Raw genomic sequence first — 20,150 nt, 5'->3', positions numbered from 1 at the left:
GCAAGCCCGCTCACCACAAATAGTTAACTATCCTCGGGAACCGACCATGTCAGTAGAAACCATCAACACCCTGGTCGTCGGCGCAGGCCAGGCCGGCGTCGCCATGAGCGAACACCTGTCGCTGATGGGCGTGCCGCATATCGTGCTGGAACGCCACCGCATCGCCGAACGCTGGCGTTCAGAGCGCTGGGATTCCCTGGTCGCCAACGGCCCGGCCTGGCATGACCGGTTTCCCGGCCTCACATTCGAGGGCATCTCGCCGGAAGCCTTTCCTCCCAAGGAACGCATGGCCGACTACTTCGAAGCGTACGTGGACAAGTTGCAGGCGCCTGTACGCACCGGTGTAGAAGTGCAACAGGTAGAACGTCATGTGGGGCGACCCGGCTTCAAGGTAACGACATCCGCCGGCGTGATCGAAGCCGCCAATGTGGTCGCTGCCACCGGCCCGTTCCAGCGCCCTTCCATCCCGGACATCGTCCCGACCACCGCGCCGCTGCACCAACTGCACTCGTCCAGCTACAAGAACCCCGGTCAACTCCCTGAAGGCGCTGTACTGGTCGTCGGCGCAGGCGCCTCCGGCTCACAAATCGCCGAAGAACTGCAAAAGGCCGGCAAGACCGTGTACCTCTCGGTGGGCGAACACTACCGCCCGCCCCGCGCCTATCGCGGCCGTGACTACTGTTGGTGGCTGGGTGCGTTGGGCCTGTGGGATGAAGTCAAAATCCAGCCGAAGAAAAAACACGTGGCCTTTGCAGTAAGTGGCTATGAAGGTGGCAAGACCGTCGACTTCCGCCGACTGGCCCACCAAGGGATTCACTTGGTGGGCGTCACCCAGGACTGGAAAGACGGCGTCATGACCTTCCAACCGGGCTTGGCCGGGAACGTGGCTGAAGGGGATCGCGCCTACTTTGATGTGCTGCGCGATGCAGACGCCTATATCGAGGCCAACGGCTTGCCGTTTCCACCGGAGCCGCAGGCCTGGGAACTGTTGCCCGACCCTGAGTGCTTGATGAATCCGATGGTGAGCCTGGACCTGGCTGAAGCGGGCGTGACCACGATTCTCTGGGCCACTGGCTTCACGTTCGATTTCAGCTGGTTGAAGGTGGACGCATTCGATGAGAAAGGCGAGCCGTTCCACAAGCGCGGGATCTCCGCGCAGAGCGGGATCTACTTCCTGGGGTTGCCCAATCTGGTAAACAGGGCATCGTCGTTTATCTATGGGGTTTGGCACGATGCGAAGTACGTGGCGGACCATATCGTGCTGCAGAATGAGTACAGGGCGTACGAAAAGCGCTGATCTCCCATCACTACGAAGGCGTTTCTTCGGTTAAAGCCCTGTTTGTGTCAACATTGCGCACTGCGCCACCGCCCTCCCAAAGCTGCGCTATGCCCGACTTCAATGGCCAATGGATTTACCTGGGAACACCTCAAGGACGTCTCGATGCGAATCACCCTTTCTCTGCTTACGCTGGCCGTGGTCGGCAGCCTCCTCAACGGCTGTGCATCGACCTCGACGCCTCAGACCCGTTATTTGAGTTCTGCGCAAAGCGTGGTCTCCGATCGAGCGGATATGGACTTCAAGGATGGCAACGTCTATTTCAAAGTGCCTCACAACGTGTCTTCCGCTACACAGTTCAGCGAAAGCCTGAACACCTGTGTTCAATTTCAGGTCGCTACCTACCAAAAGAATGGCCAGGGTGTGCAGGTCTTTCGCTCCCTGGGCTACACCGAAGAGCAAATCATCAATCAGGGCAGCCGCCTGTGCATGGAAAGCAAAGGTTGGGCGCTCTACACAGTGGTCAACAACCAAGTGCAACACGTTGACCGCAGTGAGCGGGTTTATGCCGCCATGTCCGAGCGAGAGCTCGAACTCGCCCGCGACCTGCTTGTCGGCCAACGTGCGTGGTACCTCCAATATGCACCGCAGGTCCTGGCCGTCGGGGATTTAGGGAAATAAGTGAAGGGTCAAGGAGACGATAACGTGGCAACAGAAAAAACCAAGAAAGTGTTTTGGTATTCGGCGTGGGGCTTGCTGTTTGTTGGTTTGGCCGGCGTGCTGATAAAACAGGCCTTCGAAGAAACACCTGAGCCTAGTAAACCCAGCTACCTCAGCGACCTGATCATCCTGACCGCGCGAACGACGGCTCGTAATTGGATGGTCAACGAGGACATCAGGTTCGACCGGGCGGAAGCGGCTAACAGCCACGCGATAAAGTTCTATTACACGCTGGTCAATTACGATACCCAGCCCGATAGCTTTGACCTGGACGCGACATTCGCCGACATCACCGAGGTTGTTTGCGCCGCGCAGATGTCTAAAGGCTCGCCAATCCTCACGCTGGGCGGCACCTTGATTTATATTTTTGGCAGCAAAAACGAAAAAGAAGTCGGGCGGTTCGAAATCGACAAGCAGACCTGTGCTGGCTGACCGTGAAGGGGACGGATTGATCCGGCCCCTTCATTTTTTGCCGTTGCGCTGACTTAACCGCGCTTGGGCAACTTCCAGTTCGGCCGGATAAAGTGGCAGGTGTACCCATTGGGAATTCGTTCCAGATAATCCTGGTGCTCCGGCTCCGCCTCCCAAAATGGCCCGGCCGGTTCAATCTCGGTCACCACCCGGCCCGGCCATAGCTTCGAAGCATCCACATCCGCTGCCGTATCCTCGGCCACGTCCCGTTGCTGCTCACTCAGGTAATAGATCGCCGAGCGATAACTCGGCCCAAGATCATTGCCCTGTCGGTTCGGTGTGCTCGGGTCATGGATCTGGAAAAAGAACTCCAGAATCTGCCGGTAGCTGATCACCGCCGGGTCAAACACGATCTCGATGGCTTCCGCATGGTTGCCATGGTTGCGGTAGGTGGCATTCGGCACATCGCCGCCGGTGTAGCCGACGCGGGTGTGCAGCACGCCGGGGTAACGCCGCAACAGGTCTTGCATGCCCCAGAAGCAGCCGCCGGCGAGGATAGCGGTTTCGGTTGGGTTGGTCATGGTCGGTTCTTCCGCGCAATGGATACAGGCAAGTTATGGGGTTGGGTTGGCAAATACCAAGGGTAAAGGGGGGTACCCAGACGATCGGTTTCAGGTAATGATGCGCGACCAAAATCAAGGAAGATAACAACAATGAAAACCGCCTTGCGCGCCCTGCTTGTGTTTTGCCTGACCACGCCCGCCCTCGCGGCCGAAAGCCCTGTCGGCTTCAAAACCACCACCCTGCCCGACGCGCAGACCAGCCGCCCGCTGGAAATGGTGGTCTGGTATCCCGCTGCAAGCACCGCCAAACCGCAACTGATCGCCGACAACGGGGTGTTCATCGGCGCCCTCGCGGTGACAGATGCACCACCAGCTGCCGGTGAGCATCCTTTGGTCGTGCTCTCCCACGGCTACGGCGGTAATTGGGGCAAACAGGTGTGGTTGGCCAGTGCATTGGCGCACAAAGGGTACATCGTGGCGGCGGTCAATCACCCCGGCACCACCACCAAGGACCGTAGCCCGCAGGCCGCCGCTCAGTTATGGAAGCGCCCGGCCGACCTGAGTCGCGCCATTGACGCGGTCCTGGCCCAGCCCAAGCAATTTGGCGCGGTGGCAAAGAATCGCATTGCCGCCGTCGGCCACTCCCTCGGCGGCTGGACCGTGCTGGAGATTGCCGGCGCACGCTTCGATCCCGATCTGTTCACCCAAGCCTGCAACGCACACCCCAAGCTCGGCGGTTGCATTGGTTATCACGAGATGAACCCCGCTGGCACGCCCGAAGGGAAAGCCAAGCTGGCCGCTGACTTGAGCGATAAACGCGTCACCGCCATTGTGTCCCTGGACCTGGGCCTCGCGCCCGGCTTCACCGACGCCAGTCTCGCCGCCCTTCCGGTGCCGGCTTTGGTGATTGCGGGTGGCGTGCCCACAGAGGACATGGACCCTAACCTGGAGTCCGCCGCGTTGGTCAAGCGCCTGCCCAAAACCTCGACTCAGTACGTGGAGATCGGCGATGCCACTCACTTCACGTTCATGTCGATCTGTAAGCCTGGCGGCATGGAGTTGATTGAAGAAAGCTCGCCGGGCGATGGCATGATTTGCCGGGATGGTGAGGGCGCTCGGCCGAGGGCGCAAATCCAACTACAGGTGATAGAACTGATCACTGCGTTTCTGCGCCAATCGTCCAGCCATTGATCAATGATTCGAAACGTTAGTCACCCACGGAGCGCGACATGCAAGAAAGCAAAGATTTAAAGGGTCTAAGCGGCTGGCTCATATTGGTCGGGATAGGTCTGTTCATCTCGATTATCCGCCTGAGCTTTAACCTCCTCTCCATTTATTACCCGATTTTCACAAACGGCACATTCACCGCCGTCAGTACGCCGGGATTGCCCCTGTATAGCCCACTGTGGGGGCCGATCCTGATTTCAGAAACGCTGATCAACGGATTGTTTGTGGCCACCTACGCTTATTTGGTCTATCTGTTCTTCACCAAGCATTACCTGTTCCCCAAGGTTTATATCGCCACGGTGATTGCATCGGTTGTGTTCGTGCCTCTTGATGCCTGGGCGTGCTCCTTCGTTCTGGTGGATAAACCCATCTTCGACAACAACACCGCAAAAGAAATGGCACGGGCATTGTTCGCCTTGTTTGTATGGGTGCCTTACATGCTGGTATCCAAACGGGTAAAGGCAACGTTTGTCATGCATAAGCCGCAGAGCGCTGACGCGCACGCGACCGTCACCTCTTGAACACGCATGGCTAACCCCAAGCACCGCGCCTTCGCCTATCAAGCGGTGTATCGCTACCTCGTCGAGTTGATCGAGGCCAGCCCCGCGCAAACCGAGCAAAAACTGCCGTCGCTGCGCCAATTGGCGCAGCGCCTCGGCGTGTCGGTGTCGACGACCAAGTACGCCTATTCGCTGCTGGAGGATGAAGGCCGCATTGTCGCCAAGCCCAAGCTGGGCTATTTCACCCGTTTGACGCCCGCGCCTCTGTCGACTGAACGCTCACCTAATCTGCTCGATCAGGTCTTCGCCACCTCCCGCCAACCGGGCATGCTGGCCCTGAGCGCCGATGTCCCAGCCATCCTGCTGTCGCTGGAAAACCCGTTGCTGATGATCGAGCGGGAACTGGCCCGCCACTACCCGCGCGCCCTCACACCGCAGTACCTGCCCTTCGGCGAGCCAGAATTGCGCGCGGCATTGGCCGAACGCTACACCCGTGCCACGGACAACTACTGGCAGGCCGATCAGGTGTACATCGGCGCAGACCTGCACAGCGTGCTGGAGCTATCGCTCAACGCCCTGGACCTGGCGGGCAGCGTGGCGCTGGTGGAGTCGCCGTGTTCGTGGGCGATCCTGCGCCAGTTGCAGGCGGCGAACATCCGCGTGATCGAACTGCACCTCGACGCCGACGGCCGCTTCGACCTGCGCGTGCTCAATGAACTGCTCGAACGTGAGCCCATCCGCCTGGCGATACTGTCATCCACCGTGAACATTCCCCACGGCAGCCGCATGCCAGCCGAGGATAAACAGCAGATCTGCCGGTGGCTGGCGGCGCGGGCTATCTGGTTGTTCGAAAACGACACGTACGGCGACTTGTATTTCGCGACCCCGCCGGCGCGCTACCGTGACTTTGCCGACCCGCAGAAACTCTTGGTTTTCTCGACGTTCGACAAGGTGATCGGCTCGGAGGCCCCCTACGGTTATGTGCTGTGCCGTGGGTGTGGGCCGCAGTTGCAGCGTGTATTCCTGGAGCGGGCGTTTCGCCTCTCACCGATCCGTCAGAAAGCGATTGCCAAGCTGTTCACGTCCAAGCGCATCGACGCGCACCTGCACAAGCTGCGGGCCTTGTTGCACGACTGCATGACCCGCATGAAAGCCCTGCTGGACGAGTACGCCAATGGCGCGTTTGAGGGGTCGATTCCACAGGGCGGCGCATGTTTCTGGCTTGAGGCCACGCACCCGGTCGACATGCACCGGGTGTTCGAACGCCTGCTGACCGAGCGCATCGTGATTGCGCCTGGTGAACTGTTCAGCCAGCAAGGCAACTGGAAACAGCACCTGCGCCTGAGCTTCACCCTCGACTGGAGCAAGGATATTGCCCAGGCCGTCGAACAGTTGTCGCAGGCGGTTCGTTAGAGTCCGTAGCAGTGCCGCGCCTCAGGGAAACGGCCATGGCGTACGTCTTCGGCAAACCGCTCGCAGGCGTCGCGGATCACTGCCCCCACATCCGCGTACTGTTTGACGAAGCGCGGCAGGTGTTCACCGCCCAGGCCCAGCACATCTTCAGTGACCAGCACTTGGCCGTCGCAGGCCGGTGACGCGCCGATGCCGATGGTGGGCATTTTTGAGTCGAGGGTGATCTGACGGGCCACGCCTTCAGCCACGCCCTCAAGCACCAGGCTGAATGCACCCGCCTGCAGGTTGGCCCGCGCGTCCTCGGCAATCCGCGCGCCGGTTTCGGCGGTGAGGCCCTGGGCCTTGAAGCCGCCCATCACATTGACGAACTGCGGCATCAGCCCCACATGCGCCATGACCGGAATTCCCCGCGCCACCAGGAACTCGACGGTCCCGGCCAAGGCCTGGTTGGCCTCCAGCTTCACCGCATCGCAGCCGGTGCGCGCCAACACCTGCGCGCAATTGCGAAAGGCCTGCTCGTTGGATTCCTGATAACTGCCAAACGGCATGTCGGCAATGACACACGCCAGGCGCGTGCTGTCGACCACGGCCCGGGTATGGCCGATGATTTCTTCAAGCTGCATGCTCAAGGTCGAAGACCGGCCGTAACCGACCATGGCCGTGGAGTCACCGATCAGGATGAAATCGACCCACGGGTCGATCAGCTTGGCGATGGCGCTGGAGTAGGCCGTCAGGGAAACGATCTTCTGCTGGCCCTTCATGGCGACCAATTGCGGGACGGTCAGGCGTTTGGTGCGGGTGTGGAGGCTCATCGAGTGTCTTCCGTTGTGCGGTGGAACACCCGATTATTGGCGAAAGGACAGGCGATTCAATGCACAGATCGGCGCTAAAAAGCGACCCAGTGGGCGAAGCTGGTATCATCCCGAGCCTGAACAACCCGGATAGAACCCCATGAACCGCCAGAAAAAACTCCAGCAGCTCTTCAAGGAAAAAGCCAAGAAGGCCAACGCCAAATTGGCGCCGAAGAAAAAAGATAAATACATCAGCAAGGCGGACCGGGAAAAGCTGGCGGCTGAAGCGGCTCAGGCGCCAGACAGTTCCGTTCAGGACTGACTCAGCAACCGCTTAACGCCACCTGCGGTCGCTCGCCCGCGAAGAAAAACGGCCGCAACCGCACGCCCACGCTGTTACCGATAAACGCCGCCACCAACCATATCCAGCCATGCAGGCTGCCCGAGGCGATGCCACTGAAGTACGCACCGATGTTGCAGCCGTACGCCAGGCGCGAGCCGTAGCCGAGCAACAGGCCGCCGATTACCGCTGCCACCAGCGAACGCGCCGGAATCTTCAGGCTGGGGGCGAAACGCCCGGCCAAGCCAGCGGCCAACAGCGCGCCGAGGACGATGCCGATGTCCATCACGCTGGTGATGTCTTCCCACACCGGCGCAGCCAGCGCCTTGGCGTTGCCCGGCATCTGCCAGAACGCCCAACTGGCCACGTCCACACCCAGGCCGCTGGCAACTTTGGCGCCCCACAACGCAAACGCCGAGGTAATGCCCCAAGGCCGACCCGCCAGTGCCAGGGTGGCGTAGTTGAGCAAGGCCAGGCCGATGGCGCCCCACACCAATGGCCACGGGCCGCGCAGGAAGCGGCGCAGGCCTTGATGCTCGCTTCTCACACCCTCTTCCAATTGACCATGACGAGCCTTCTCCAGGCGCACGGTCACCACTGCAATGATCGCAAACACCGCCAGGCTCAGGCCCATCGCCGGCACCACGCCGAAGCTCTTGACGATGGACACCGCCGGGAAGGCCGGCAGCGCAAACCACCAGTCCACGTGGTGCGTAGCGATCAGCGAGCCACAGATAAAGAAGAACAACGTCACCAGCATGCGCGCATTGCCGCCGCCCACGGTGAACAGCGTGCCCGACGCACAGCCGCCGCCCAACTGCATGCCGATGCCAAAGATGAACGCCCCAAACACCACCGACACCCCGGCCGGCGCCACCAGCCCGACCACCGGCTGCCCGAACAAGCTGCCCGCTCCCAATGCAGGGAAGAACAGCATCACCGCAATCGCCAGCATCACCATCTGCGCACGCAAGCCGGCGCCACGGCGATCATTGATGAACACGCGCCAGGCCGAGGTGAACCCGAAGGCGGCGTGATAGAGGGTCAAGCCCAGTGCCGCGCCGACCACCAGCAACAGCACCTGGTGCGAGCCGACGCTGTTTTGCAGGAACAGGGCGCCCAGCACCAGGATGATAAAGGCCACCAACGGTGCGACGGGCGCGCGCGCGGGAGCGAGAGGAACAGAGGTGTTCATGGGATATCTCGGTAGATTTGAATGGGCGCGAGTATAAACCCCAAGGCGAATGTGGTGTTCTTATTGGGGCTGCTACGCAGCCCGGCGCGGGCGCTGCGACGATTCGACAAGCCCGCTCACCACAAAAAATCTGTGCGCCATTGGAAAAGGGGCTTGGTCAACTCCGCCCCACCGACCCCGACACCGGAAGATCCCCCAACAACCTGAGCCCGGTGCTCTTCACAAACGTCTCATAATCCATCGGTTTTTGAATGCGCGTCTCAGCATTGGGCAGCACATACGCCCAGGCACGTTTGCTGGAAGCGTCGTACACCAGCTTGAACAGGCGCGTCGGCACCCAGACCTTGTTGGCGCCGATGGTGCCGTAGCCAGGGTCGAACAGCGGGCCGGTAAACACGTACACATCGCCACCGGCGCGCACGGCAAACTTGCGCACGTCAGCCTCGACCTTGCTCCAGATCTTGCGGTTGTTCGTGGGGTCCTGGGGCACCATGTTCGACAGCGCGAACGACTGCGCCATGGCGTTGGCATTCGGCGCGTCGGCAGCTGGGGATTGGTGGCCACGGTCCACGGCGGGATGCTGGGCGCGGTAGTCGCTCAACTCCGCTCGGCCGCCTTTGGGAATGCGCGGGTCGGCGTAGAACTGGTTGGTGCGCTCCTCGCCCTTGGCGTCCTTCAGGAGCGCAGCATTCAGGCGTTCGACCACCACCAGTGGCGTCTTGCTGGTTTGCGAGTAAAGCACCGCAAAATGGTCGGAGCACAGCGCCAGGGGTTTCATCGCGGCCGGCACGGTGGCGGTCTTGATCGGGGCGGCGGGGAACAGGTCGGCGCAGCTGTCGAAGTTGAGCTGTTTTTCCTGCTTGGAATAGAGGTCCGGCAAGCTTCGGGCGTTGGCCCCAGAGGAAAGCAAAACAAGGGCGGTCAGCCCAACGGCAATTTTGCGTAGGTACATGCATTAAATCTTCGAAAGGAAGTGAAGCGGCAGGCTCCGCCGAGCGGAGCCAAGTGGATGATATTGCGAGGATTATTGACTAACGAATGTCAGATTAGTGCCCGGCTGCTGTAGGTTTTCCTGCATCCCGCGCGCCAGGCGTGAAGCCGTGGGCACTGGCCCCCCAGGCGATCACCAGCGATACGCCGATCAACACCAGCATGGCCCATGGAAACGACGCCACGCCCCAGGTGTCCAGCAACACCCCGCCGACCACACCGCTGCCGGCAATCGCGCTGTTCCACGCCACCACATTCAGCGACAGCGCCACGTCCGCGCCATCCCCCGCCGCATCGGCCAGGGCGGTTTGCAGCAGGGTCGCGGCGCCGCCGAAACTCAGGCCCCACACCGCTACGCCGAAATAAATCACCTCGGGCACATTGCCCAGGAAGCCGAACACCAGGCTTATCGCCGCAAAGGTCACCAGGCTCACCAGCACGGTCTGGCGCAGCAGCGGCTCGACCAACTTGGCCGTGAGCCAGATCCCCGCCAACGCGGCCACCCCGAACACCAACAGCACCAGGTCAACCCGCTCTGCCAGCCCAGCCGGCGCTACGAACGGCGCGATGTAGGTGTAGAGAATGTTGTGCGCCAGCATCCAGCTGATCACCACCGCCAGCACCGGCCGCACGCCCGGCGTGGTCAGCACCTTGCCCAGGGACAGCCGTTGGTGCGCCGGTTGAGGCGCGTAGTCCGGGACTTTCACCAGCACCCACGCAATCAGCACCAGGCTTACCGCGGACATCAGGCCAAAGGTCGTGCGCCACCCCACCAGCCCACCGAGCCACGTGCCCAACGGCACACCCAACGACAACGCAATCGGTGTACCGACCATCGCCAGTGCCAGTGCCTTGCCCTGTTGATGTGGCGCAACCATGCGCCGGGCGTAACCGGCCAGCAGGCTCCAGGCCAACCCCGCCGCCACACCGGCAAAGAACCGCGCCACCAGGGTCACGCCGTAGTGAGACGACAACGCGGTGATCGAGTTGAACAGCAAAAAGCCGACGATGGTCAGCAGCAACACATTGCGCCGCCGCCAGCCGCGGGTGGCGATGGTCATGGGGATCACTGCCAGCACCGAGCCCAACGCATAGGCCGTGACCATCTGCCCGGCCATCGACGGCGAAATCGCCAGGCCCTCGCTGATCAACGGCAACAGGCCCGCCGGCAGGGTTTCGGTGACGATGCAGATGAAGCCGGTCATGGCCAGGGCGAGCAAAGCGCCGATGGGCAAGCGGTCGGATGACGCCGATAACGTAAGTGAGGGTGTCACGGGAAACTCCTTGAACGGGACTTAGATACTTATCGATATAAATGTTGCAGGCGTATTCATCACGTTGTCAACGACTTATGTATCGACTAGTATTTATCTCGCTATCCACCGGAGACCTGACATGGCACAGATGGGCCGCCCCCGCACTTTCGACCGCGAACACGCCGTGGACCAGGCCTTGCACCTGTTCTGGCAACACGGCTACGACGCCACCTCCCTCGCCCAGCTCAAGGCCGGCCTGGGTGGTGGCATCTCCGCACCGAGTTTTTATGCGGCGTTCGGCTCCAAAGAGGCGCTGTTCGACGAATGCGTGCAGCGTTACTTGTCGACCTACGCCCAAGTCACCGAATGCCTGTGGGACGAAAGCCTGTTACCGCGTCAGGCGGTTGAAACAGCGCTACGCCAGTCGGCGCGCATGCAGTGCGAAGACGGCCACCCCAAGGGCTGCATGGTGGCGCTGGGGGTGATGAGCGCGCCGAGCCCGGAGAACGCAAGGGTGGCGGATGGGTTGACCCAGTCGCGGCGGCGCACCCGTGCGGGGATTGTGACGTGTGTGGAGCGGGCGATCCGTCTGGGGCAATTGCCGCAGACGGTCAACCCGGAAATGATGGCGACTGTGTTTGACAGCTTCCTGCAGGGCGTTTCGATCCTGGCGCGGGACAACGTGCCCCATGCCACTATCGACGCGGCAATCAGCCAACTCCTGCTGACCTGGGATATCGCCGCCTCTACGGCGCCGCCCATTCGTCCCGACACTGCATCAGGAAATCCACAAACGCCCTAACCCGATGCGGCACATAGCGCCCATGGGGATACAACAAGGTAAACGGCCGCGAACGCCCGCCAAACGGTTGCAATACCTCCACCAGGCTACCGTTTGCCAGTTCCTGTTCGACGATGAACTTGTAGGTCTGAAACAACCCCGCGCCATGCTTGGCCAGGGTCACGCCGCCAAGCACATCGTCGGAACAACTGTACCCCGCCTCCCCCGCATATTCCTGCGGCTTGCCGTCTACCTGGAACAGCCATGAGATGCGCCGGCCATTGCTCGGCAGTTCGTACTGGATGCATTCGTGGGTGGGCAAATCTTCCAGCGTCTGTGGGATGCCGGCGCGCTTCAGGTAAGACGGCGATGCAACTACTACCAACTCGCCGTCTTCCAACAGGCGGGCAATCAGCGACGAGTCCGGCTGGGCGCGCACGCGGATGGCCAGGTCGTACCCTTCGGCGACAAAGTCGATATTGCGGTTGCTGATGTGGATATCCACCGTGACTTGCGGGTACAGCGCGCGAAACCTGGGCAGCAGCGGCAGCAAGCGGTGATGCGCGTAGGTGGTGGGAATGCTGATACGCAGCAAGCCCGACGGCACGGCCTGCGCGCCCATCACTTCCTGCTGCGCCTCCACCAGTTGGGTCAAGGCCTGGCGGCATTGCTCGAAGAAGGTGCGGCCGCTGTCGGTAAGACGGATGCTGCGGGTGGTGCGCACAAACAGGCGTGAACCCAGGCGTTCTTCCAGGCGCGAGATGCTGCGACTCACGGCCGCCGGGGTGACGCCCGCCACCTGCGCGGCGGCGGTGAAGCTGCTGGCTTCGGCGGCGAGGCAGAAGAGTTCGATACTGCCCAGCTGCAAATCTTCGAAATGGCGCTTCATAGGGGTGACACCGGGTATCCACTCAAGCCTGCAAAACTATAGCAAGCCCGGCAGGTTGGCCAACAGCGCGTCACTCAAGGCATAGGGCTCACCGCCGAACAGACGCTGCAGTGGCGCGTCTGTTCCCAGATGCCGGTATAAATCGGCGCGCTCGGTGTAGTCGCCCGCCAACCGTACCGCCGCCTGCACATAGTCTTCATGAGTGCGCGATACCGTCCAATCGGGCAACCCCACCCTCCGGAACAAGCCCTCATCGATATGCTCGAACACCTCCGGCCCGGTCTTGCACACACCGGGCAAACCCGCCGTGAAGGCATCGATGATGCCGTTGGTATTGCCGAACGGAAACGGGCTCAGGAACAGGTCGCAGCGGTTCAGCGTGGCCATGTAGTCGGCATAGGGCTGGTGCGGGTACACCGTCGCATCGCCCACATAACGCTCGATCAAGCGCACCAGTTGCGGGAACAACAGCCCTTGGGCCTGGCCTACCAGGAAGTGAAAGCGCACGCGTTTGCCGTAGAGGTGCAACGTGCGCACGGCAATCGCCTGGCAGGCGCGCAGGAAGGTGGGGTTGAGTTTCATCGTGGTGGCGGCGATGGCGATGTTGACCCAGGCGTGGTCTTCACGCATGACGTGCGGCAAGTCGATGGGGATGGCGGACGGCCGATACGGCTGACCATTGGCCGGCAGTTGCAACAGGCGTTCGGTAAAACACGCCGGGTCACCGACAAAATCTTCCTCCACGCTGACCAGGTCGATATGCCGCGACGCTGTGGTCGCCGGATGCCCCAGCGCAGCCACCTGCAACGGCGCAAAACGCAGGTTACTGGCAAACAGCGTGACCTGGAACATGCCGACGCTGGGCATGTAGAACACCTCGGGGCGGCGTGCGCTGGCGAGGGCAGTGAGCTGGCGCAGGCACGCGAACAGGTCATCCGGCTCGCGCAGCTCGATAAATTCATCGAACACCTCGCGACCCAGCGCATCCACATTCTCCGCATACCCCACGGCCACCACCTGGAAATCCCGACGCGCCGCCTGCAGCGTCAGCGAGTGAGTGCGGTAGATCGAATGCCCGCCGGAGAACCATTCCAGCAGCACCAGCATCAGCGGCTTGGCGCGCGGCGGCGCCACGGCGACGGGCACGCTGTGGATGCCCAGGCTGGCGAGCTTGCGTTCGATCAAGGTATTGATCGACGCCTTGATGCGATGGCGCTCGGGCAAGTCGGCGTAACTGCAATGCATGTACACGTCATGCAGCACATTGAGCGGCAGTGCATCCAGGCTGTCGAGTTGTTCCAAACGCCCCGGCAACCACGCCAGCAATGCCTCGCGCTTGGAGTGCGCCGCCGGAGTACCGAGAAAGCGCGGCGACAACAATGCCATGAACAGGGCCGCCGCCAACGTCGGGTTCTGCGCCCACAGCAGGTCAACATCCAGCGGTAACTGGGATTCCGGCGAGTACAGCAGGCAGAACTTCACTAGATTTTGCTCGGTGATGCGGTAGTCGTTGCCCTGCGGTCCGAGCAGGTTCAGCGAGCGCAGGATGTGGTCGCCGTTGATAAAGGCACTGGCGGCAAACAACGACGACAGCCAGCGCTGCAAGTTGATCAACTGGCCAAAGCCACCGGGGCTGAGGCTGAACGTCGGGTCGGAGAACAGCGCCGTGATGGCGCAGGTCAGCCGCGTCAGCACGTGGCTTTCCAGCTCTCCCGGTGTGAGCGCAGGGGACACGCTCAGGGAAAACTGTTCGGACAACTTGCCGTAGTTGCGGTCGATCAATTGCAGCAGGCGCACGAGTTCGCGCGCGCCGCCTTCGTGGTCGCGGCTGTAGCAAAGGTATTCGAAGGCTTCCAGGGAAAAGGGTTGGTCGGTCATAGCGGTTGCACCACGTCGATGCTCACCTCGTCGGTGGCCGTGGGCTTGAGCACCTGGCTCCAGGTTCCGCCGACCATCTGGCCCTGATGATACTGGCGGGTCGGTTCGCTGGTCGCCTCCAGCAAGCCGTTGTGGATCAATCCGCCCCGATTGATCAACACCGCGCCATTACCGGTGGCGGTAATCGACGAGGTGCCGTTGCTCTGGCTGATGTAATTGCCCGCTGGCGCCTCCAGGTCCAGGCGCAGGGTACCGTCCACCACTTGCAGGGTGTTGGTGCCGTTGTCGAAGCTCAATGCCGCGCCCCCGGCACTGCGCGCGGTGACGGTAAGGTTGCCGCTGCCGCCGGTCATCACGTTGTTGAAGCCCCGCGCATTGGTGGCGTTGAACGACACCCCCGGCCCCACTCCCAGCGCGGTGCCTTGCAGGCGGATATCACCGCTGCCGGACAGGATATTCACCCCATTGCCCGCCCCGGAGGCGCCGCTGCGGATGCTCAGGCCTGGCGCACTTGACGCCGCGCCGGCCGTGCCGCTCAGGGACAGGCTGCCATCCTGCGTTGTCAGGTTGATCACCGAGCCGGTGCCCGTGGAATTCACCACCGTGCCGGAGTCGCCTGCGCTGAAACCGTCGATAGCGAGAGTGCCACCCGCCCCTGCGCTCAGGGTCACCACGCCCGTGGTGGAAGCCGCCAGGAACACGCCCTTCCCGGAATCGGCGGTGCCTTGTACCGTCAAGGTGCCGCTGCCTACGCTCAAGGTTTGCGTCGAACTCGTTGCCGTCGAACACACCAGCACGCCGCTGCCCGACACCGCACTGCCGCGCAGGGTGAGGTTGCCGCTGCCGGTGGCGGCGATGGTGTTGCTGGTGCTGAAGATCCGCGTGCCGTTGCCGCTGCCCAGGTTGGTACTGTCGACGCTGATGGAACCGGTACCCGAGGTGAGAATATTGCTGCCGCCGGTCAGCACGAACGCATCGCCGCTGCCGGTGCTGCTGGCCTGCACGGCGGTGATGCTGATGTTACCGCCGCCCGCATCCAGGGTGCTGCGGCTGATGTTGATCGCGGTGGCCGTGGAGCCTGCGGCCAGGCTCGACGAGGTGGCGCCACGCAAAGTGATGTCGCCGCCGCTGGTACTGATGCGCGTGCCGTTGGTCATCGAAATGCCCACGCCATTGCTGACGTTGGTGCTCGCCCAGGACGTCGCCGGATCCACCGCGCCGCTGATGGTCAGGTTACCGCCGTTGGTGCTGATGCTCGCGTTACTCAACGCCACCGAGCCGTTGCCGCTGTTGTTGAAGTTGGACACCAGCGACACGTTCAGCGTCTTGCCGGTGCCATTGCTGATGCTGGTGTTGGTCATCACGATATTGCGGTGGGCCTGCAACGTCAGGGTGGCGTTGCCGACGCCCTTGACGTTGGACAGCACGTTGATATCCCCCGAAGTGCCAGCGCCCGACGACGTAGTCACGAGGATATTTGCGCCTTCGGACAACGATGCATTAAGGGTCGCCGAACTCAGGTTGGAACTGGCCCCGGCATTCGGCGTGAACGGCGAACTGGTGGAGGTGCCGGTGCTGGCGCCGTTGGTGATATTGATGTTGAACGGGTCGATCAACCAGCTGCCGCCCTGCCCCGACACCGCACTCAGGTCGACAATACCGGACACATCCAGCGCATGCCCGGAGGTTTCCACCAACCCGCCACGCCCCTGGCTGCCGGCGCCGCGCACGCTGATGTCGCCGTAGAACCGGGTGCTGTCCTTGGACCACAGGATGACCTTGCCGCCATCACCGCGGCTCAGGGCATTCGCGCTGATGCGCGCATCGCTGCCCAGGAAGGTGCTGTCGGCCTGATGCAGGTTGCCACTGCCCTGGTAGTCGCCGCCCATCAACACGGTGCCGCCGCCGATGTCGCCATCGGCATCGATACGGCCGCTGTCGAACAGGCCGACGTATTGCCCAGTCATCGTCACGTTGCCGCCGCGCTCACCGCTCTGTTTACCCGAGACATCCAACACGCCGCTGTTGACCACCACGCCACTGTCGCCGCCATCGAGGATGATGCGGCCGTTGCGCTGTTGCAGGCTGCGTGCCTCGATCACACCTTCGTTGTTCACCACGTTGCTGAGCATGGCCTGGGAGTCGCGGGCGGTCAGGGTCACCGCGCCGCCGTTGGCGCTGAGCAGGCCACGATTGACCACGCTGGCGCCGATGGCCGGGTCGTTGACCTCGACATTGATCAGGCCGTCCCCGGTGAAATCCAGGGTGATCTTTTCCCCACCGCCCAGCACCACCGAGCCCAGCCGCGCGACCACCGTGCCTTCGTTGCGCACCTGGGCGCCGAGCAACGCCACGCTGCCGCCGTCCCGCGCACTGATCGTGCCTTGGTTGACCACCGCACCGCCGCCCTGGCCGGCGAACACGTTTTTGCCGGCCATGAAATCGCTGTTGGAAATGTTCAGCGAACTGGCCACCAGCCCGCCCACGTCCACCATCGACCCTGCGCCAAACAACACGCCTTGGGGGTTGATCAGGAATACCTGGCCATTGGCATTCAGGTGCCCAAGGATCTGCGAACCGTCGCTGCCGGTCACGCGGTTGAGCGCCACCGACGACGCGCCCGGTTGCAGGAAATTCACCTGGGCGTTCTTGCCGATATTGAAGGTGTCCCAGGTGGCGATCAGGCGGTCGCTGCCCTGGTTCACCGTGAGTACATTGCCGTTGCTGCTGATGACGCCACTGCCGGCAACCACTTGGCCGTTGGTGGGCAACGCGTTGTTGTCCAGCGCCAGCGCGGGCATCGGCACCAGGCCGTAGAGGGCGCAGAGCACGGCAAACGTCAGGGGTTTGAGAACATGGGGTTGGCGCATGACCGGCTCCTCAGAACGAATAGTTGATGCCAGTGCCAACGGCACTGATGGTGGTGCCCACGCCGGGCGAATAGCCGGTGGCGGCGGTCACGCCGGTCAAGGCGAAGTTGTAGTTGGCCAGGGACTGGTTCTTCAGCAACACGTACTGGGAGAACAGGTCGATGTTCTTGGTCAGCTTGTAATTGAAGCCCATCGCGTACTGGGTGGCGCCCATGCCATGGGTGTCGCACTCCACGGGGGTGGCGCGGATCATCTCGCACTTGCCCGCCAGGGCCTTGCCATAGCTGGCTTTCAAGGTCCAGGCGCCGATCTTGTGGGTCGCGCCCAGCAGGTAGGCGCGGCGACGGTAGTGGGACAGGTCGCTGGTGGCCGTGCTGTTGTTGATCACGCCATCCTCGGAGTACGACAGGTCATCGGCGATCACCGAGAGCTTGGTCGCGCCAAAGTCATAGGCCAGGCCGTAGCGGAAGCTGAAGTCATCCGAAGAAGTACCGTCGGTGACATGGGTGGTGCTGCCCAGGCCACGGGCGTTGCGCCCCAGGTCGGCAATGCCGAAGTAATTGATGTGCCGCTCGGCCGCGACCACCGCCGTGAAGCCGCCGTTGTTGTAGGTCAGGCTGCTGCCGTAGATATAGCCCTTGTCCACATCGCTGGCGGCGCGCATACCGTTGTTCGAATACGCCAGTTTGAGTTGCAGGCCGTTCCACACCGGCGTCCAGTATTCCACCACGCCGGCCTGGCGCCGGTTGAACGCCGCATCGCCATTGACGGCCGTGTCGTTGTAGCTTTGCGGGCCGTTGACGTTGGTCGACAACCCGGCACTGAACCCCGGCGAACCGATGATGTTGAAGTACGCCGCGCTGGTCTTGCCGTTGAACGGGTCAAGGCTGGTGGTGGACTCTTTCATCGGCATGTCCCACACCCCATACAGCAGCGTGCCGTAGTCGGTGTTGTTGAACGCCGCACCGGTGTTGCGCAACTTGGTGCTGGGCGACGCCGAGGTGTTCAGTGTTTTGTCGTTGCTCTCGATGTAGTTCATCGAGATCCCGTATTCGAGCTGCCACAGCAGTTTCCAATCGTCGGTCAAGCCATAGCCGCCGTGCACGCCGATGGCCGAGACGTTGTCGCGCGCCCGCCAGAAACTGGCCATGTTGCGCCCGTTGGGGGTGGCGAGACGGCTCTGGTCGGCGGGCGCGGCCGGGGTTGAGCCATGGCGGTCGACGTACTCCGGGATAATGCCGATATTGCCGTAGATCACGGTATCGGTCTCGGCCACTTCGAAGTCTTCGCCCTTGGAACCGATGTCACTGGCCAACCCGGCAAACGCTTGGGGCGAGCCGGAAATGGAGAACCACAGGCGCTTGGCGGCGCGGTCGTCGCTGGTGGGGTCTTCGCCGGGCGAGAAGGCCAGGCTGGCGTTCATCACCAGGTCGCGGTGGTAGAGGTTCAGGCCCACGCCATAGCCGTAGCGCGTCAGGGTGTTTTCGCTGTTGTCCCAGGGGTTCTTGTTGACCGTGACCTTGCCTGCATCCGCAAACAAGGTGCCCTCGGCTATCGCGCCTTTGAAGCGCCCGAGGTATTTGCGCAGCTCCAGGCGGCCGAGGATGCCTTCGTCACCGGCCACTTCACCCACGGGATAGGCGCGCACGCCATTAGGGCCGCCGAGACTGAGTTTTTCCGACGAATCAAGGTTCTTGTCGGCCCACTGACCGGTCAACGAACCCAACAATGAATAGCCGTTGCCCAGGTATTGCAGGCGACTGAAATTGGCATTGGCTTTCTTGTAGCGTCCGGCTGCATTGGCGGTGAGCGCATCCAGCGCGGCGTCGGCGGCGGTGTTTTTATCCAGGTCGCCGATGCCGTAGGCCAGGCTCCAGCTGTTGTTGCCCTGCCAGGCATCACGCCAGTTGCCATACAGCGTGGCACTGCGAAACACCGCAGACTTGTTCACCGTGAAACCGCCCGCCGAGTCCTCGAAGCGCCGATGGTCTTCGGCCAGGTTGAGGCTGATGTTGCTGTCCCGCGAGCGCAGCAAGGCGCTGTTGATAAACACCGAAGACACTTCGGCCGTGCCGTCCGCATCCAGGCCCTTGAGGTTCTTGCCGATGTTGTATTCCAGCTCGGCATAGTTGGCGCCCACCGAGATGCCGGTGGCGCCCAGCGGCTGTTGGTAGCCGACGCCCTTGATGTCCAGGCCTTCGAAAGAGTTCTGTGAGGTGACGGTGAAACTGTCGCCAATCCCCAGCGCGTCATTAAGGCTGACGCTGGAGGTCAGGCGGTTGGCGCCGGTGTAGTAGTTGCCGTAGTTGTCGATGGCGGCGCGGGCGGTCCAGGCGGTCATTTCGCTGAGCTTGAGCACGATGTCGGCGGCGCCCGGTTGCTGTGACGGACGCAGGATGGCGTGTACCGAAACCCCGGTGATGTCCGACAGGCGCAGCAGCACGCGCTCCAGGTCCTGCTCGCGAATGATGGTGCCCGCCGGCAAGGCATTGACGAACTGCTGCTGCACGCCGGGACGCAGGCGCACATTGGAATCCGGCAAGGTGCTGACCTGGCCGATCACCCCTTCGGAAACCGCCACGACGACCTGGCCGTCTTGAATGTCCTGGGCTGGCAGATAGGCGCGCGCCACCAGGTAGCCCCGCGCCCGGTAAAGCGCGGTGACCTGCGCCGCGGCCTCGCGCAGTCCTTCCAGACCCAGCGTCTTGCCCACATAGGGTTGCAACGCGGCCTGCACTTGCCCGTCGTTGAGTTCGCGATTGCCCTTCACCACGAAGCGCTTGACCTGCAGTTGCAGGGTCGAGGTGCTGGCTGTGGGTGCGGGCTCATCCCCCTGGCTTTCGATGCGTACGCTGCCGGGGGGCGCCGGTTGCACGTTGTCCGTGGGGCGCAGTACCGAGCGGCTGTTATCGAACAAGGTGCCGGACGAAGGCAGCGTATCGGCCTGGGCCTGGGCGGCGATCAGGGCAGCGGCCAGCAGCGACAACGCGCCAGGCCCCCAGGCGCGGGGCGCCCGGGTGGAGGGGAAGTGTGGGCTCATACAGTTCTCT

Annotated in this window: 17 protein-coding genes; 8 read left to right on the top strand and 9 right to left on the bottom strand. The window is 62.3% G+C overall.

The genetic code is table 11. The annotated features are described in order from the left end of the window. Nucleotides 1–46 precede the first annotated feature (46 nt). The 3 genes from HX812_RS25985 to HX812_RS25975 all read left to right on the top strand — a co-directional run bounded on the left by HX812_RS25985 (nt 47) and on the right by HX812_RS25975 (nt 2,428). On the top strand, nt 47–1,297 hold the full coding sequence (locus tag HX812_RS25985) for an NAD(P)/FAD-dependent oxidoreductase (protein ID WP_038844290.1): 1,251 nt from the start codon (nt 47–49) through the stop codon (nt 1,295–1,297). 144 nt (nt 1,298–1,441) lie between these two features. Next, nucleotides 1,442–1,957: a hypothetical protein gene (locus HX812_RS25980; protein ID WP_152514701.1), complete on the top strand. Its 516-nt coding sequence runs from the start codon at nt 1,442–1,444 to the stop codon at nt 1,955–1,957. Nucleotides 1,958–1,981: 24 nt separating this feature from the next. Continuing rightward, complete coding sequence (locus HX812_RS25975) at nt 1,982–2,428, top strand: hypothetical protein (RefSeq protein ID WP_038844294.1); 447 nt, start codon at nt 1,982–1,984, stop codon at nt 2,426–2,428. Nucleotides 2,429–2,481: 53 nt separating this feature from the next. On the opposite strand, the gene msrA is transcribed toward HX812_RS25975, so the two are convergent. After that, the gene (msrA, locus tag HX812_RS25970) at nt 2,482–2,988 is read right to left on the bottom strand and encodes a peptide-methionine (S)-S-oxide reductase MsrA (RefSeq protein WP_038844295.1); all 507 of its coding nucleotides are present in this window, start codon (nt 2,986–2,988) and stop codon (nt 2,482–2,484) included. A gap of 132 nt (nt 2,989–3,120) precedes the next feature. On the opposite strand from msrA, the gene HX812_RS25965 reads away from it, so the two are divergent. From HX812_RS25965 to HX812_RS25955, 3 genes are read left to right on the top strand one after another with little or no spacing between them, the layout of a single operon-like run. Then, the gene (locus HX812_RS25965) at nt 3,121–4,161 is read left to right on the top strand and encodes an alpha/beta fold hydrolase (RefSeq protein ID WP_038844296.1); all 1,041 of its coding nucleotides are present in this window, start codon (nt 3,121–3,123) and stop codon (nt 4,159–4,161) included. Nucleotides 4,162–4,199: 38 nt separating this feature from the next. Then, complete coding sequence (locus tag HX812_RS25960; RefSeq protein WP_038844298.1) at nt 4,200–4,718, top strand: DUF2569 domain-containing protein; 519 nt, start codon at nt 4,200–4,202, stop codon at nt 4,716–4,718. A 6-nt stretch (nt 4,719–4,724) separates the two neighbouring features. Continuing rightward, the gene (locus tag HX812_RS25955; protein WP_038844299.1) at nt 4,725–6,110 is read left to right on the top strand and encodes a PLP-dependent aminotransferase family protein; all 1,386 of its coding nucleotides are present in this window, start codon (nt 4,725–4,727) and stop codon (nt 6,108–6,110) included. Here the strand turns inward: HX812_RS25955 and panB are convergent. Next, a complete protein-coding gene (gene panB, locus HX812_RS25950; RefSeq protein ID WP_038844300.1) occupies nt 6,107–6,922 on the bottom strand; it encodes a 3-methyl-2-oxobutanoate hydroxymethyltransferase in 816 nt (271 codons plus the stop codon). The two genes, HX812_RS25955 and panB, sit on opposite strands and share 4 nt — an antisense overlap. 139 nt (nt 6,923–7,061) lie before the next feature. Here panB and HX812_RS25945 point away from each other — a divergent pair, with 139 nt between their 5' ends. Then, on the top strand, nt 7,062–7,223 hold the full coding sequence (locus tag HX812_RS25945) for a DUF2986 domain-containing protein (RefSeq protein ID WP_080642368.1): 162 nt from the start codon (nt 7,062–7,064) through the stop codon (nt 7,221–7,223). A gap of 1 nt (nt 7,224) precedes the next feature. Here the strand turns inward: HX812_RS25945 and HX812_RS25940 are convergent, their stop codons facing one another. The 3 genes from HX812_RS25940 to HX812_RS25930 form a co-directional block, all read right to left on the bottom strand. Beyond that, nucleotides 7,225–8,436 (bottom strand): YeeE/YedE family protein, encoded by a 1,212-nt coding sequence (locus tag HX812_RS25940; protein ID WP_038844302.1) that lies wholly within the window; start codon nt 8,434–8,436, stop codon nt 7,225–7,227. A 157-nt stretch (nt 8,437–8,593) separates the two neighbouring features. Continuing rightward, nucleotides 8,594–9,388 carry a DNA/RNA non-specific endonuclease gene (locus tag HX812_RS25935; RefSeq protein WP_038844304.1) on the bottom strand — a complete coding sequence of 265 codons (795 nt, stop codon included), beginning with the start codon at nt 9,386–9,388 and terminating at the stop codon, nt 8,594–8,596. Between the two features lie 94 nt (nt 9,389–9,482). Beyond that, nucleotides 9,483–10,700 (bottom strand): MFS transporter, encoded by a 1,218-nt coding sequence (locus tag HX812_RS25930; protein ID WP_038844306.1) that lies wholly within the window; start codon nt 10,698–10,700, stop codon nt 9,483–9,485. A 121-nt stretch (nt 10,701–10,821) separates the two neighbouring features. Here HX812_RS25930 and HX812_RS25925 point away from each other — a divergent pair, with 121 nt between their 5' ends. After that, nucleotides 10,822–11,484 carry a TetR/AcrR family transcriptional regulator gene (locus HX812_RS25925; RefSeq protein ID WP_038844308.1) on the top strand — a complete coding sequence of 221 codons (663 nt, stop codon included), beginning with the start codon at nt 10,822–10,824 and terminating at the stop codon, nt 11,482–11,484. Here the strand turns inward: HX812_RS25925 and HX812_RS25920 are convergent. Genes HX812_RS25920 through HX812_RS25905 form a run of 4 tightly spaced genes read right to left on the bottom strand, consistent with a single transcriptional unit; the run spans nt 11,429 to nt 20,140 of the window. Next, nucleotides 11,429–12,352 carry a LysR family transcriptional regulator gene (locus HX812_RS25920; protein ID WP_016976427.1) on the bottom strand — a complete coding sequence of 308 codons (924 nt, stop codon included), beginning with the start codon at nt 12,350–12,352 and terminating at the stop codon, nt 11,429–11,431. The two genes, HX812_RS25925 and HX812_RS25920, sit on opposite strands and share 56 nt — an antisense overlap. A gap of 36 nt (nt 12,353–12,388) precedes the next feature. Beyond that, nucleotides 12,389–14,230, bottom strand: a complete 1,842-nt coding sequence (locus tag HX812_RS25915) for a peptide transporter (RefSeq protein WP_038844311.1) — start codon at nt 14,228–14,230, stop codon at nt 12,389–12,391. After that, nucleotides 14,227–17,100: an S-layer family protein gene (locus tag HX812_RS25910; protein WP_038844313.1), complete on the bottom strand. Its 2,874-nt coding sequence runs from the start codon at nt 17,098–17,100 to the stop codon at nt 14,227–14,229. The genes HX812_RS25915 and HX812_RS25910 overlap by 4 nt, the downstream gene beginning before the upstream one ends. Before the next feature lie 10 nt (nt 17,101–17,110). Beyond that, a complete protein-coding gene (locus tag HX812_RS25905; RefSeq protein ID WP_038844315.1) occupies nt 17,111–20,140 on the bottom strand; it encodes a porin in 3,030 nt (1,009 codons plus the stop codon). Nucleotides 20,141–20,150: the final 10 nt, after the last annotated feature.

The sequence above is a fragment of the Pseudomonas sp. IPO3749 genome, from assembly GCF_013386605.1.
In the GTDB taxonomy this organism is placed as follows: domain Bacteria; phylum Pseudomonadota; class Gammaproteobacteria; order Pseudomonadales; family Pseudomonadaceae; genus Aquipseudomonas; species Aquipseudomonas azotoformans_A.
The sequence above is the reverse complement of the archived record's forward strand: the minus strand, read 5'-3'. Positions and strand labels throughout refer to the sequence as shown.

Coding starts and splice junctions, on each gene's coding strand:
- HX812_RS25935 (WP_038844304.1), bottom strand. CDS start 9,388: ATGTACCTACGCAAAATTGCCGTTGGGCTGACCGCCCTTGTTTTGCTT.
- HX812_RS25960 (WP_038844298.1), top strand. CDS start 4,200: ATGCAAGAAAGCAAAGATTTAAAGGGTCTAAGCGGCTGGCTCATATTG.
- HX812_RS25940 (WP_038844302.1), bottom strand. CDS start 8,436: ATGAACACCTCTGTTCCTCTCGCTCCCGCGCGCGCGCCCGTCGCACCG.
- HX812_RS25910 (WP_038844313.1), bottom strand. CDS start 17,100: ATGCGCCAACCCCATGTTCTCAAACCCCTGACGTTTGCCGTGCTCTGC.
- HX812_RS25955 (WP_038844299.1), top strand. CDS start 4,725: ATGGCTAACCCCAAGCACCGCGCCTTCGCCTATCAAGCGGTGTATCGC.
- HX812_RS25985 (WP_038844290.1), top strand. CDS start 47: ATGTCAGTAGAAACCATCAACACCCTGGTCGTCGGCGCAGGCCAGGCC.
- HX812_RS25945 (WP_080642368.1), top strand. CDS start 7,062: ATGAACCGCCAGAAAAAACTCCAGCAGCTCTTCAAGGAAAAAGCCAAG.
- HX812_RS25915 (WP_038844311.1), bottom strand. CDS start 14,230: ATGACCGACCAACCCTTTTCCCTGGAAGCCTTCGAATACCTTTGCTAC.
- HX812_RS25980 (WP_152514701.1), top strand. CDS start 1,442: ATGCGAATCACCCTTTCTCTGCTTACGCTGGCCGTGGTCGGCAGCCTC.
- msrA (WP_038844295.1), bottom strand. CDS start 2,988: ATGACCAACCCAACCGAAACCGCTATCCTCGCCGGCGGCTGCTTCTGG.
- HX812_RS25905 (WP_038844315.1), bottom strand. CDS start 20,140: ATGAGCCCACACTTCCCCTCCACCCGGGCGCCCCGCGCCTGGGGGCCT.
- HX812_RS25925 (WP_038844308.1), top strand. CDS start 10,822: ATGGCACAGATGGGCCGCCCCCGCACTTTCGACCGCGAACACGCCGTG.
- panB (WP_038844300.1), bottom strand. CDS start 6,922: ATGAGCCTCCACACCCGCACCAAACGCCTGACCGTCCCGCAATTGGTC.
- HX812_RS25920 (WP_016976427.1), bottom strand. CDS start 12,352: ATGAAGCGCCATTTCGAAGATTTGCAGCTGGGCAGTATCGAACTCTTC.
- HX812_RS25965 (WP_038844296.1), top strand. CDS start 3,121: ATGAAAACCGCCTTGCGCGCCCTGCTTGTGTTTTGCCTGACCACGCCC.